The following is a 12333-nucleotide window of genomic DNA, read 5'->3' on the forward strand; positions in this document are numbered from 1 at the left end:
ATCCTGCAGGCATGACGTCCACCAGCACCGCTCGGTCCACCACGATCTGGGTACTCGCCGGACTCGTGCTGCTGACGCTCAACCTGCGCGCGGCCATCACCGGGGTGCCCCCGGTGCTGAGCGAGGTCCAGGACGGGGCCGGGCTCACCGGATTCGAAGCGAGCGTGCTCACCACGTTGCCGATGCTGTGCCTCGGTGTGTTCTCCGCGCTCGCCCCCGTGCTCGCGCGCCGGGCCGGTACCGGGACGGCGATCGCCGGGGCGCTGGTGGTGATCGTGCTCGGAACCCTGCTGCGCGTGGTTCCGCTGCCGGTGGCGCTGTTCGCCGGCACGGTGCTGGCCGGAGCCGGGATCGCCACCGGCAACGTGCTGGTGCCCGCGGTGATCAAGCGCGCGTTCCCCGGCCGCGTCGGACCGCTCACCGGGTTGGCGATGATGCTGATGTCGGTCAGCGGCGCCGCCGCGGCCGGACTGGCGGTGCCGCTCGAGCACCTCGGTGGCTGGCGGCTGGCCCTTGTCGTGTGGACCGTCCCGGCACTGATCGCGGCCGTGGTCTGGGGCCCGCTCCGGCTTCCGGCGGCGCCCTCCGACAACACGGCGGACCAGGGGTCGCTGCTGCGGTCACCGCTGGCGTGGGCTGTGACGATTTTCATGGGTATGGCGTCGCTCATGTTCTACACGCTCACATCGTGGCTCCCAGGCCTCATGCGCGGCAACGGGTTCTCCCCGGCCACTGCCGGAATGATGAACGCGCTCATCGTGATTGCGGGAATACCACTGGGTTTTGCCGTGCCGGTCCTGGCCGCGAAGCTGCGCGATCAGCGCCCGCTCGTGGTCGCGGTGGTGGCCGCGATGGCACTCGGCCTCGGCGGGCTGCTCCTGGCCCCGGAGGTAGGCTGGATCTGGGTCGCGATCTTCGGTCTGAGCACCGGCAGCGCGTTCCCGCTCGCCTACACCTTGCTGAACCTTCGCTCGCCCACCGCCGCGGTCACCGCGCGGCTGTCCGGCATGGCCCAGTCAGGTGGGTACCTCATCGCCGGACTCGGCCCGCTGACCTTCGGCGTGCTGCACACGGTAACGGGCGGCTGGGGTTTGTCGATCGGGTTGCTGTTCGTGTTGCTGGTGCCGGAGTTGGTGTGCGGGTTGCTGGCCGCCCGGCCCGGGTACGTCCGGCTGAGGGGAAACGAAGGAGGTGAACGAGAAAATGCTGCTGCTGCTCATGCTCGCGGAGATCGCGGTGCTGCTGGTGGTGGGGTTCGACCTGGTGGCTTCGGTGCAGGGGACCAGGCGGATCGGTGACTGGACGCTGTGACCAGCGGTCCCGGTGGTTCAGTTCGTGAGGTCGAGTGCGGCCCGGATGACGCTGTCGGCGTCGAGGCCGTGGTGGCGGTAGACCTCCTCCAGTGAACCGGACTGGCCGAACCGGGTGACGCCCAGCGCCGTCGTGGCGACCCGGTTGATCGTGGCGAGGAACGAAAGCGTGTGCGGGTGGCCGTCGAGCACGGTCACCAGCGGCGCCGCGCGGTCGGCCGGGAACACCTGGTCGAGGATCCAGGTGTCGGCGGGTTCGTGGCCCTGGCGGGCGCGGACGGCACGGTAGAGCAGGTCAGGGCTGGTCACGCACACCACGTCGGCGGCCACCCCGGCCTGGTCGAGCCGCTCGGCCGCGGCGAGCGCCTCCGGCACGACGGCACCCATGGCGGCGATGGTGACCTGAGGCCGGGCCGTGCGCCGCAGGAAGTAGGCACCGGCCACGACCTGCCTGCGGCGCCGCTCGCGGGCGGCGGGATCGGCGGGCACCGCGGCCAGGCTCTGATCGACCGGCCGGGTGGAGAGACGCAGGTAGGCCGAAGTGCCGTCCGGGCGCCCCAACCGGCCGAGGCAGGCCAGCAGCGCCCACTCGGTGTCGATGGCGAAAGCGGGCTCGTAGCTCACGCACCCGGGTTGTTCGAGACCGATCGACGGGGTTTTGATCGACTGGTGCGCCCCGCCTTCCGGGGCGAGCGAGACCCCGGAGGGCGTGCCCACCAGGATCGACTGGCCGCCGGCGTAGATGCCGTAGGACCACGGTTCGAGCGCGCGCTCGACGAACGGGTCGTAGAGCACGCCGATGGGCAGCAGCGGCTCGCCCCAGCGGCTCCAGGTCGTGCCCAGTTCGCCGAGCATGCTGACCAGGTTGACCTCGGCGATGCCCAGTTCGATGTGCTGGCCGGTCGGCTTCTCGCGCCAGTGCAGGATGGTCTCGGCGTCGTCGGCGAACCAGTCGGTGCGCTCCCGCGAGGACCAGACGCCCACCTTGTTGACCCAGCCGCCGAGATTGGTGGTGGAGCTGACGTCGGGGCTGACCGTCACCACCCGCCGGGCCGCTTCGGGCGCTCCCCGGCTGAGGTCGAGCAGGACCCGGCCCAGCGCGGCCTGGGTGGTCGCGGTGCCCGACGGGATCCGGCCGAAGTCGGCGGGCACCCCGGGCGGAGCCTGCCGGTCCACCCGCGGCCTGCGCAGGCGCGCGGCGGTTTCGGTGCACAACCGCTGTTCGGCGCTGTCCGGCGCGAGCGCGGCCCACGGATCGTCGAGGTCCGCACCGAGCCGGTCGGCCAGCTCCCGCATCTGCTCCTCGGACAGCAGCGCCGAGTGGTTCTGCGGGTGACCCTTGGTGGCCAGCCCGTAACCCTTGACGGTGTAGGCGAAGATCACCGTCGGCCGGGTGTCCTCAATGGACTCGAAGGCCTCGTCGATGGCAGGCTGGTCGTGCCCGCCGAGATTGGCCACCGCCTCCACCAGTGCCGCGTCGTCCACTTCGGACACCAGGGCGGTTATGCGGCCGGCCGCGGGGCCGTCGCCGGGCAGGCGCCGCCGGAGTTCGGCGGCGTCGCACCGCAGCAGCCGCTGGTACTCGGGATTGGTCATGGTGTCGATCCGCTCCCGCAGCGCTTCGCCGCCGGGCCGGGCGAACAACTCCTGGAGCAGGCGCCCGTACTTCACCGTGATGACCTGCCAGCCCGCCGCGGCGAACATGTGCTGCAGCTTGGCGGCGGCGATGTCGGGCACCACGCGGTCCAGCGACTGCCGGTTGAGGTCGACCACCCACACGACCTCGCCGAGTTCGGCGACGGCCGGGTCGAGCACCGCTTCCCACACCGCGCCCTCGTCCAGTTCCGCGTCGCCCACCAGCGAGTACTGGCGCCCGGTCCCGGCGGTGCCGAACGCGGAGTCGACATAGCGCCGCGAAATCGCGCCCCAGATCGGGGCCGTCGCGCCGATTCCGACCGAACCCGTCGAGTAGTCGACCTGATCGGGGTCCTTCGCGCGGCTGGGGTAGCTCTGCAGCCCGCCGAACTCGCGCAGCCGGGGGAGGTAGGCGGCGTCGAGGTCGCCGAGGAGGTGGTTGATGGCGTGCAGCACCGGTGAAGCGTGCGGTTTCACCGAGACCCGGTCCTCGGGCCGCAGGTGGCGGAACCAGAGCGAGGTCATCACCGAGACCATCGAGGCCGACGAAGCCTGGTGCCCGCCGACCTTCAGGCCGGACGGGTTCGGCCGCACCCGGTTGGCGTGGTGGATGACCGCCGAGGACAGCCACAGCAGCCGGTCCTCGACCCGCTTGAGCGTGGCGAAGTCGGCGGCCGGACGTGACCGGTCCGTCGTGGTGCTGGTCATGGGTGGTCCTCCTCGACGCGGTGCCCGGACAGCTCACCAATCGCCAGGGCGACTGCGCAATAATCGCCGGGAAAGTTGGGCAGAATGCCCAGTCCCGGAGTGGATTCGAGCGGTTCGAAGGAGCACCATGCGCAGTGCGGGAAAGATCGACCGGACCGACGCGCGCATGCTCCTGGAGCTGTCCGAGCATCCGCGGGCCACCACGAGCGCGGTCGCCGGTGCGGCCGGGATCGCCAGGAACACCGCCCAGGCGCGGCTCGCCCGTCTGGAGGAGGACGGCGCGCTCGACTCGTTCGAACGCCGCGTCGACCCGTCCGCGCTGGGCTATCCGCTGACCGCGTTCGTCACCGCGCAGGTCGCCCAGTACAAACTGGACCAGGTCGGCGCCGAACTGCGGGACATTCCCGAGGTGCTGCAGGTGCTCGGCATCTCCGGGCAGAGCGACCTGCTGGTGCACGTGGTCGCCGCGGACGCCGACGACCTGTACCGCGTGGCCGGGCGGATCCTGGCCATTCCCGGTGTCGAACGCACCAACACGGCACTGGTGATGAGCGAGCTGGTCGCCTACCGGGTCACCCCGCTGCTGCGCCGGATCGCCGGGGAACCGGCATGACCGTCGAGATCGTCTTCGAGACCCGCTCGCCGAGCGAGGAGTGCTGGTGATCGGTCAGGCCGCCACTCGGTGGGCCGATCACCCGGCCAGTGCGGTTTCCGGCGCCTGCCCGGTTTTCCTGGCCGCCGTGGTGGCGATCCCGATGACGATGGCGAAGGCGGCCAGCGCGGTGAGGGTGCGCACGATGTTGAACATCTCCCACCGTTCCAGGATCTCCGCGTAGCCGGCCGGGGGAGTGCTCACCGCCCACACCTTGATCTGGCCGTTGATCGGCACGTTCCCGAACCGGGTGACCAGGAACGACGTGGTCACCAGCGCCACGGCGGTACCGGCCAGCAACCGCGTCCGCTGCCGCGCCAGCACCGCCAGCGCGAGCGCGCTGAGCGCGGCGACGGCCATCGTGGCCTGGATCACCGGGCCGTTCATCTTCATCAGCGCGGAGTGGAAGGTCAGCCGGATCTCGAGCGGGACCACGTTGAACGTGGTCACCAGGTTGACCGCGCCGTAGCCGAACGCGCCGGCGAGCAGGCCGGAGGACAGCAGGGCGAGCGCGGTGGTGAGCCGCGTCATTTTCTGAGTCATCACTCAGTAAATATAGCCCGACGGCGCCCCGGTGTGGCAAGGCCGGGATTTCAGTCGTTGAGCAGAGCGGGGAGCAGGGTGTCCACGATGTCGCCGGTGCTCGGCAGTGCGGTCCCGGCGCCGGTGAGGTAGCGGTAGACCGCGCGCTGGTGGGCGGCGCCGACGATGAGCAGCGCGGTGGAGTCCACGTCGAGGCCCGCGCGCACGCGGTCGAGGCGGCGTTCCTCGGTCAGGTAGGCGGCGATGGGCAGCAGCGCGCGTTGCGGGCCGATCTCACCACCGGCGCCACGATCGGCGAGCAGTGCGCGCAGCTCACCGTCTGCCTGCACGGCCGCGAGAATGGGCGTGATCCGCTCGTAGAAGGCGTCGAGTCCGTCGAGCAGGTCGACGAGGTTGTCACGCAGGCTGCCGGTGCCCGCGCGCTGCCGGACCTGGACGGCCACCTCCTTGTAGCGCGGGAGGTGCCGGTGCACCACGGCCTGGAGCAGGCCGAGGCGGTCGGTGAAGTGGTAGAAGATGCTCGACTCGGCCACCGACGCGCGCCGCGCGATCTCCTTGGTCGACAACCGGGCGACGCCCGACTCGGCGAGGATCGCCTCGGTCGCCGCCAGTACCGCGTCGCGCACCCCCGTGCTGGGACGACCGCGCCGCCGAGTCTCGCCGCTCACCCTCGACATCCTGCCCGCCCCGCGGATCGACTTCACGACGGAGGCCGCTTGACGTTGGTGAGTGCTTACTAACTATAGTGGTTAGTGAGCACTCACCAACTGAACGGGGCAAAGCATGAATCGACAGATCCTCACCCGGAAGCGCGTCCTCGTCGCGGCGGCTTTGGTGCTGGTCGCGACGCTGGGCACGGTCGGCATCGCCGGCTATCTCGCCTTCCTGCGCGCACCGGCCAACACGCCCGCCGAGGCCTGCGGCGGGGGAGCCACGTCGCGGCCCGCCGTGGTCAGCGCCGGGGCCAGCATGACCCAGGGCACGCTCGGTGGTGACTGGGTCGGCGACCTGCGCGGCAGACCGGAGTTCGCCGGCTACGAGTTCGTCAACGCGGGGCACAACGGCGACACCGCCGCCGACCTGCTCGCCCGCGTGGACACCGACGTGGTGGCCTGCCGCCCGGCCGCCGTGCTGGTGCTGGTCGGCAGCAACGACGTCCGCGACGGCACACCGCTGGAGCGGTACCGCGCCGACCTCACCGCGATCGTGGACCGGCTCCGGACCGGGACGACGGCGAGGATCGCGTTGCTGTCGCTGCCGCCGCTGGGCGAGGACCTGACCACCGACATCAACCGGTCACTGGCCGGGTACAACGCCGCGATCGAGGAAACAGCCGGTCGGTCCGGAGTGGACTTCCTGCCCGTGCACCGGCGAATGCTCGATCTGCTCGGCCCGGACACCGACCGGCGTCCCTACGACTTCTCCTTCCCGCTGGCACTGAGCGCGGCGACGCGGCACTACGTGCTGGGGCAGAGCTGGGACGACATCGCCCGCGGTGGGGGAAGGGCGCTGCTCATCGACCACATCCACCTCAACGATCGCGGGGCCGCGCGCCTCGCCGACGTCGCGGCGGAATGGCTGACCGCGACACCCTGAACCTGGGAAACTGCGGAGATGCGCGATGCCACGGCGTTCACCGATCCGGACAACTGGTCCGGCGGTTTCTACGAGCTGTCGCTGGAGATCGGCGAGAGAGACGACGGGCGGCTCCAGCGCGCGTTGACCGCGTTGTGGCGGGCGGCCGGCCTCACCGGCTGCTACGGCAACGCCGAACGGGAACCCGCCGAGCAGAGCGCGGTGCCGCTCACCGTGGCGTCGCTGGAGGAGTTCGGTCACCTGCGCGGTGTCGTCACCCTGCCCTCGGCCGACCCGGTCGTGTGCGGTTGCATCGCTATTCGCCTCGACGGAGACAACGGAGACAACGGAGACAACCAGGATTGGCTGACCTTCTATCTCCCGCTCGGTGCGCTGGGCGTCGTGGTGCCTGACGTCGGCGGCTTCCCGTTCGGACCGGACGGCGGGCCCAGGTCGCTGGACTGGCGCGTGCCGCTGGATGCCTGGCTGGCCGAGGTGGCGCGGGAGGTCTTCCGCCACCTCGATTTCCGGCTCGGCCTGATCGGGTTCGACGTGGATATCACTGATCTCACCGACCCCGCTGCGGGCGTGGTGCCCGAACAGCGCTGGAACGGCTACCTGCTGCCCGTCGGCGGAAAGCTGGAGTACGTCCCGGCCAATCGCTAGCTCGACCCCGAGCCCGCCCGTGGCGCGGTCGATGGTGCGTGAGATTGATAGTAATCTCTGGTGACTTCACCGGCGGGAGGAGCGGCGATGGGTACACGGGCCGAGCAGAACAGGGACGATCCGGATCTCGGGGTGCTCGCCGGGCGGCTGCTGTTCGCGGTGCAGGACGAGCTTTTCTCGAAACTCGCCGCCGAGGGCTACGGCGATCTGCACCCCCGGCACGGCGCGGTGATGGCGTACCTGGACAAGGACGGCGTGCGCGCCACCGAGCTGGCGCAGCTGTCCGGGCAGCACAAGCAGGTGATCGGCAAGCTGATCGACGAACTCGAGGAGCTGGGTTACGTCGAGCGCCGCCCGGATCCGGCCGACCGCCGGGCGAAGCTGGTCTGCCCCACCGACCGCGGCCTGGCCGAACTGCGCGTGGCGGCCAAGATCATGTCGGCGATCCAGGACCGACACGCCCGGCGCCTCGGCCGGGAGCGCTTCGCCGCCTTCAAGGACGCCTTCGTCGACATCACCCGCCACCAGCGCCGCCGTTGACTCTAGGTCTCCTCCCCGTTGTCGTCGATTTCCTTGCCACGGCGGGTGTAGCGCAACAGGAAGGCGAAGACGCCCGCCACGGCCGCGGTGGTGCACGCGACGTCGGCGACGGTGGTGCCGAACAACTCCATCACCCTGCCGTCGCCGAGCGTGATCGCGGCGAGTTGCCCGAGGGTGACGGCCGCGCCGCCGAGCAGGAAGGCGACCAGGCAGAGCCGGGCGGCGGTCAGCAGGAACCGGTACACAGTGGACCTCTCTCAGCCGGGGAGCCAGAGCAGGCCGACCGCGATCAGCACTCCGGTCACCAGTGACGGCAGCAGGTAGTAGAGAACGACCGGCACGAAGATCCGGACCGGGTTGATGCCGGCGATGCCCGCGGCCACGTACAGCGGCGCGGCCCCCGGCGGCGAACAGCCTTCCGACGACGCCCACACCAGGATCGCGGCGAAGGCGATGTGCGGTGGGATGCCCGCCGCGGTCAGCGCCGCGAAGGCCACCGGCCCGATCGCGGCCACGGTCGACGTGGTGTTCAGCGGCCCCGCCACGATCACGATGATCAGGCCGACCACGATCGCCGCGACGAGCGCGGGCACTCCGGCCAGGTTCGCCAGGAACGGCGCCAACTGCTCACCGAGGCCCAGCTCGCTGAGCACGTTGGACGCGGCGAACGCGGAAACCATGGTGACGCCGACAAGACCGAGCTTCGGGCTGACGTCCCCGAGCAGCGCCCACCACTGCGCGCCTCGCCGCGGCAGGGCCTTCCGCTCCACGAGCAGCCCGGCGGCGAGCATCACGATCGGCAGCCAGATCAGCAGCGGGATCGCGTCGGCCGCGTCCGTGCCGAGACGCGCCGAGACGAAGTCGCTGGTCGGGGGAGCGGTCGCCAGGATCGGCAGCGCGATCGAACCGAGCACCAGCAGCGACGGCCAACCGGCTCGCAGTGCCGCGCGCGGCGGGCGGATGTCCTCCGGTGCCATCGCGCCCACCCCGCGGCGGCGGACGATGGCGTACGCGATCACCACGCGCATCAGCACCATCCACACGCCGGTCACGAAGATCGTCGCCACCACGTCGCCGGTGCCCAGCACCGGCACCACGGTCGGCGCGGTGAGCAGCAGGAAGAACGCGCCGCTGAACGGGAAGGTCGCGCCGACCCCGGCGTTGCCGGAGAGCACGAGCGCGGCCGTTTCACCACTGGCCCGTGACCGCCTCATCCACGGAATGGTGATCGAGCCGATGGTGGCCACGATCGCCGCGCCGTTGTGCGCCACCGCGCCGAACATGCCGGACGCGACCGTCGCCGCGTACGCCGAGCCGCCCCGGTACCGGCCGAGCACCGAGCTGAGGATGTCCACCAGACGCTGCACCAATCCGGTGCGGGTGAGCAGTTCGCTGACAAAAACGAAGGCCAGCGCGGCGAAGGTGATCTCCGACTTGAGGCCGTCCACCAGGCCTTCCCAGCCCACGCTGAGCGCGTCCGAACCGGCGAAGGCGGCGGTGGCGAGGAAACCGACCACCATCGCCTCGCCGATGTTGCGCTTGAAGCCCACGTTCCAGATCACGATCGCGCCGATGAACGCCACCAGCGCGTAGATCGCGTTCACGGCGCTACTTCCAGTCCGGTTTCCAGGTACGCCTCCACTGCTGCTTCGGAGGTGAGGAACCGGACCAGCTCGGCCGCCTCCGGTTTCGCGGGACGGCCCAGCACGGCGGAGAATTCGCTGTAGTGCTGTGTTTCCGCGGGCAGCGGCCCGGCGATCCGCGCTTCGGGCACGAACCGGAGTTCGCTCAGCTGCTGGATGGCCACGTCGGCGCGGCCGTCGACCACGGCGAGCGCGGTGAAACCCTTCTCCACCACCGTGGCCCGCGCGTTGACCTGCTCGTCGATGCCGAGTTCCCGGACCAGGGCGGCGAAGTGGACACCGCTCGCGCCGGTGCGCGAGTAGGCGACCGAACGCGCCGAGGTCAGCGTGGCCACGAGCGCGTCGACGGTGCCGATGTCGGGCAGCTCGTGGCCGGGCGCGACCGCCAGGCCGACCCCGGTTTTCGCCACCACGGTGCGGGTGCCCAGGTCGAACGCCTCGGCCAGCTGGGCGAATGAGCCCGACACGGCGATCATCACGTCGGGCCGGGCGCCGTCCTTGACGCGGCCGGTGAGCACGTTGGTCGGATCGAAGGTGCCGTCGACGGTGATGCCGGTCTTCTCGCGGAAGGCGTCGAGCAGTATGTCGTCGAGGGCCTTCTTCACGGCCAGCGTGCTGAACAGGGAAATCTGCACTGCGTTGGACACGTCGGACATGGATTCCCAATCGGTTCGGAAGAATCAGGGCAAAAGGAGGTGCCGCAGCTTCGACGCGGCGCTGTTCGGTCCGGAAAGGACGGTGGTGCCGAGCGCGTCCGCGAGTTCGGCGGCGGCCGGGGCGAGTGAGTACTGGCCCAGCAGTACGGCATCGGCGTGCCCGACGTGCGGGCGGGCGGCCTCGACCAGTGCCTCCGAGAGCGCGGAACCGGTGGCGCCGAACGCATCGGCGGCCACCACACCGTCCACTTCGGAATCGGAAACGGTGGTGAAGCGGGAAACGCAGTCGCGCAACGCGGATCCGAAGGAAGCGAGGACCAGGATCCGGCGGTACTCGCGAGCTTCCTCGAACACCGCTTCGTCCGGCGCCAGTACCGGGACCGGTGCGTTCGTCTCCCGTGCGACCACGCCGTAGAGCGAGCAGGTCAGCAGGATTCCGTCGGCGTGCCCGGCCAGCGCGTGCGCGATGAGGCGCCGCATCCGGTCGGCGAGCGCGGGGGTGAGCCCGTTCTCGGCGTCCGCGAGCAGCTTGTCGTCCAAGAGGTTCCACGGCTCGGCCTCGGGGAACTGCCCGGCCAGGCCCGCGACCGCCGGGCCGATGGCCGCCGGGGTGGCGCTGATCAACGCGACGCGGGGCATCGGGCCAGCTCCTCGAGTCGGGTCAGCGTGGTCGCGATGTCGGTGGTGGGCCGGTATTCGCAGCCGATCCAGCCGTCGTACCCGGCTTCGCGCAACGTGGCGAACAGGACCGGCCAGCCGATCTCCCCGGTGCCCGGCTCGGTGCGTGACGGCGGATCGGCGAGCTGGAGGTGGAAGATCCGCGGCAGGAACGCCCGCAGCCGGTTGACCAGGTCGCGTTCGTCGAGCTGCACGTGGTAGACGTCGAACAGCAGGCCGACGTGGTCGTGCCCGGCGGCTTCGGCCACCGCGGCGGCCTGTGCCTGGCTCGCCAGCACAAAACCGGGGGAGTCGCGTTTGTTCTGCGCCTCCAGCACCAGCCGGACACCGGTGTCGCGCGACCGTTCGGCGGCCCAGGCGATGTTGGTGGCGAACTGGGCGAACGCGCGGTCGTGCCCGACCCCGTCCGGCCGGGCTCCGGCGAGCACGTGCACCAGCCCGCAGTTCAGCTCGGTCGCGTAGTCGAGTGCCTGGTGGAAGCCGTCGCGGAACTCGGTGGTCCGGTCCGGCGCGCAGGCGATTCCGGGCGTGTTGATCAGGACCTGCGTCAGCCCGGCGTCGTCGAGCCGCCGCTTGAGTTCGGCGGCGGGCACCGAGTAGGGCGACGGGCATTCGACGCCGGTGAAGCCCGCCGCGGCGGCCGCGTCGAAGCGCCGCTCGAACGGCAGCTCGGCGAACAACCACTTGAGGTTGGCGGCGAAGCGCATCACCGGACCGCCTTCGCGTACTCGGGATTGACCAGGTTCTCCGGCGTGCGGCCCTGGAGCAGATCGATCACCTGCCGCGCGGCCATCAGGCTGGACCGGGAGCGGGCTTCGACGGTCGCCGCGCCGATGTGCGCGGTGACGATCGCGTTGTCGAGCCGGCGCAACCTGCTGTCCGCGGGCAGCGGCTCCACCTCGACCACGTCGAGCCCGGCTCCGGCGAGGTGCCCGGCTTCCAGCGCGTCGGCGAGCGCGTTCTCGTCGACCACCTCACCGCGGGCAGTGTTGATCAAGTACGCGCCGGGTTTCATCAGCGCCAGCGCGCGGGCGTCGATCAGCCGGCGCGTCGAGTCGTCGAGGAAAAGGTGCAGGCTCACGAAGTCCGCTTCGGCGAGCAGGCCGTCCAGCGACCGCACCTCGATCCCGGTGTCGGCGACAAAATCCGTGTCCAGGAACGGGTCGTAGGCCACCACGCGCATGCCGATCGCCAGTGCCAGCCGCGCCACGGTCTTGCCGATCGAGCCGAGGCCGACGATGCCGAGCGTCGCCCCGGCCAGCTCGCGCCCGCTGCGCTGGTCCCAGCCGCCCGCGGCCACCGCCGCCAGGTTCCGCGGGATCAGCCGTGCGCAGTTGAGCATCAGCGCGAGCACGTGCTCGGCGACCGAGCGGCGGTTGGCGCCGGGGGTGAAGGTGACCGCGATCCCGTTGCGGGTGGCGGCTTCCACGTCGATGTTGTCGTACCCGGCGCCGCAGCGGCCGAACACCTTCAGCCGCGTGGCGGCGTCGATGACCTCGGCGGTGAACGCGTCGGTCCCGGCCACGACCGCGTCCACGTCGGTGATCACCCGGCGCAGGCGCGGCCCGCCGCGGTGGGCGAACACGGTTTCGAAACCGGCTCCACGCAGCAGCCGGTCGACTTCGCCGCCTGGCTCGAGATAGGCGGTGGTGAGCAGTACTCGGTGGGTCATGCCGATACTATAGGATTGATGTCAATAGTATAGCGATGCGGCTCGGCTATCTTGG

Annotated in this window: 14 protein-coding genes; 5 read left to right on the plus strand and 9 right to left on the minus strand. The window is 70.7% G+C overall.

Annotation, left to right across the window (positions count from 1 at the left end; all coding sequences use genetic code 11):
- Positions 1–11: 11 nt before the first annotated feature.
- On the plus strand, positions 12–1298 hold the full coding sequence (locus tag YIM_RS16125) for an MFS transporter (protein WP_153031128.1): 1287 nt from the start codon (positions 12–14) through the stop codon (positions 1296–1298).
- Positions 1299–1328: 30 nt separating this feature from the next.
- Here the strand turns inward: YIM_RS16125 and YIM_RS16130 are convergent, their stop codons facing one another.
- Positions 1329–3653, minus strand: a complete 2325-nt coding sequence (locus YIM_RS16130) for a pyruvate dehydrogenase (protein ID WP_153031129.1) — start codon at positions 3651–3653, stop codon at positions 1329–1331.
- Positions 3654–3780: 127 nt separating this feature from the next.
- Here YIM_RS16130 and YIM_RS16135 point away from each other — a divergent pair, with 127 nt between their 5' ends.
- A complete protein-coding gene (locus tag YIM_RS16135; protein ID WP_153031130.1) occupies positions 3781–4266 on the plus strand; it encodes an Lrp/AsnC family transcriptional regulator in 486 nt (161 codons plus the stop codon).
- Positions 4267–4344: 78 nt separating this feature from the next.
- On the opposite strand, the gene YIM_RS16140 is transcribed toward YIM_RS16135, so the two are convergent.
- Both YIM_RS16140 and YIM_RS16145 read right to left on the minus strand, forming a co-directional pair.
- A complete protein-coding gene (locus YIM_RS16140; RefSeq protein ID WP_228004996.1) occupies positions 4345–4848 on the minus strand; it encodes a DUF1772 domain-containing protein in 504 nt (167 codons plus the stop codon).
- Positions 4849–4898: 50 nt separating this feature from the next.
- A complete protein-coding gene (locus tag YIM_RS16145) occupies positions 4899–5516 on the minus strand; it encodes a TetR/AcrR family transcriptional regulator (protein WP_228004775.1) in 618 nt (205 codons plus the stop codon).
- Between the two features lie 115 nt (positions 5517–5631).
- Here YIM_RS16145 and YIM_RS16150 point away from each other — a divergent pair, with 115 nt between their 5' ends.
- The 3 genes from YIM_RS16150 to YIM_RS16160 all read left to right on the plus strand — a co-directional run bounded on the left by YIM_RS16150 (position 5632) and on the right by YIM_RS16160 (position 7629).
- On the plus strand, positions 5632–6444 hold the full coding sequence (locus YIM_RS16150; protein ID WP_153031131.1) for a GDSL-type esterase/lipase family protein: 813 nt from the start codon (positions 5632–5634) through the stop codon (positions 6442–6444).
- Positions 6445–6462: 18 nt separating this feature from the next.
- Complete coding sequence (locus YIM_RS16155) at positions 6463–7089, plus strand: hypothetical protein (protein WP_194240166.1); 627 nt, start codon at positions 6463–6465, stop codon at positions 7087–7089.
- 87 nt (positions 7090–7176) lie between these two features.
- Positions 7177–7629 carry a MarR family winged helix-turn-helix transcriptional regulator gene (locus YIM_RS16160; RefSeq protein WP_153031132.1) on the plus strand — a complete coding sequence of 151 codons (453 nt, stop codon included), beginning with the start codon at positions 7177–7179 and terminating at the stop codon, positions 7627–7629.
- Between the two features lie 2 nt (positions 7630–7631).
- Here YIM_RS16160 and YIM_RS16165 read toward each other — a convergent pair whose 3' ends face one another.
- From YIM_RS16165 to YIM_RS16190, 6 genes are read right to left on the minus strand one after another with little or no spacing between them, the layout of a single operon-like run.
- On the minus strand, positions 7632–7874 hold the full coding sequence (locus YIM_RS16165; RefSeq protein ID WP_153031133.1) for a hypothetical protein: 243 nt from the start codon (positions 7872–7874) through the stop codon (positions 7632–7634).
- 12 nt (positions 7875–7886) lie between these two features.
- Complete coding sequence (locus tag YIM_RS16170; protein WP_153031134.1) at positions 7887–9233, minus strand: TRAP transporter large permease subunit; 1347 nt, start codon at positions 9231–9233, stop codon at positions 7887–7889.
- On the minus strand, positions 9230–9919 hold the full coding sequence (locus tag YIM_RS16175) for a substrate-binding domain-containing protein (RefSeq protein WP_228004776.1): 690 nt from the start codon (positions 9917–9919) through the stop codon (positions 9230–9232). Before YIM_RS16175 ends, YIM_RS16170 begins: the two co-directional genes overlap by 4 nt.
- A gap of 33 nt (positions 9920–9952) precedes the next feature.
- On the minus strand, positions 9953–10567 hold the full coding sequence (locus YIM_RS16180) for an aspartate/glutamate racemase family protein (protein WP_153031136.1): 615 nt from the start codon (positions 10565–10567) through the stop codon (positions 9953–9955).
- Complete coding sequence (locus YIM_RS16185; RefSeq protein ID WP_153037030.1) at positions 10549–11313, minus strand: hydroxypyruvate isomerase family protein; 765 nt, start codon at positions 11311–11313, stop codon at positions 10549–10551. Before YIM_RS16185 ends, YIM_RS16180 begins: the two co-directional genes overlap by 19 nt.
- Complete coding sequence (locus YIM_RS16190) at positions 11313–12278, minus strand: phosphoglycerate dehydrogenase (RefSeq protein WP_153031137.1); 966 nt, start codon at positions 12276–12278, stop codon at positions 11313–11315. Before YIM_RS16190 ends, YIM_RS16185 begins: the two co-directional genes overlap by 1 nt.
- Between the last annotated feature and the right edge of the window lie 55 nt (positions 12279–12333).

Origin of the sequence: Amycolatopsis sp. YIM 10, from assembly GCF_009429145.1 — a bacterium.
GTDB lineage: Bacteria > Actinomycetota > Actinomycetes > Mycobacteriales > Pseudonocardiaceae > Amycolatopsis.

What these genes read in the sequence shown, in the direction of transcription:
- YIM_RS16125 (WP_153031128.1), top strand. Translation starts at nt 12, where the DNA reads ATGACGTCCACCAGCACCGCTCGGTCCACCACGATCTGGGTACTCGCC.
- YIM_RS16130 (WP_153031129.1), bottom strand. Translation starts at nt 3,653, where the DNA reads ATGACCAGCACCACGACGGACCGGTCACGTCCGGCCGCCGACTTCGCC.
- YIM_RS16135 (WP_153031130.1), top strand. Translation starts at nt 3,781, where the DNA reads ATGCGCAGTGCGGGAAAGATCGACCGGACCGACGCGCGCATGCTCCTG.
- YIM_RS16140 (WP_228004996.1), bottom strand. Translation starts at nt 4,848, where the DNA reads ATGACTCAGAAAATGACGCGGCTCACCACCGCGCTCGCCCTGCTGTCC.
- YIM_RS16150 (WP_153031131.1), top strand. Translation starts at nt 5,632, where the DNA reads ATGAATCGACAGATCCTCACCCGGAAGCGCGTCCTCGTCGCGGCGGCT.
- YIM_RS16155 (WP_194240166.1), top strand. Translation starts at nt 6,463, where the DNA reads ATGCGCGATGCCACGGCGTTCACCGATCCGGACAACTGGTCCGGCGGT.
- YIM_RS16160 (WP_153031132.1), top strand. Translation starts at nt 7,177, where the DNA reads ATGGGTACACGGGCCGAGCAGAACAGGGACGATCCGGATCTCGGGGTG.
- YIM_RS16180 (WP_153031136.1), bottom strand. Translation starts at nt 10,567, where the DNA reads ATGCCCCGCGTCGCGTTGATCAGCGCCACCCCGGCGGCCATCGGCCCG.
- YIM_RS16185 (WP_153037030.1), bottom strand. Translation starts at nt 11,313, where the DNA reads ATGCGCTTCGCCGCCAACCTCAAGTGGTTGTTCGCCGAGCTGCCGTTC.
- YIM_RS16190 (WP_153031137.1), bottom strand. Translation starts at nt 12,278, where the DNA reads ATGACCCACCGAGTACTGCTCACCACCGCCTATCTCGAGCCAGGCGGC.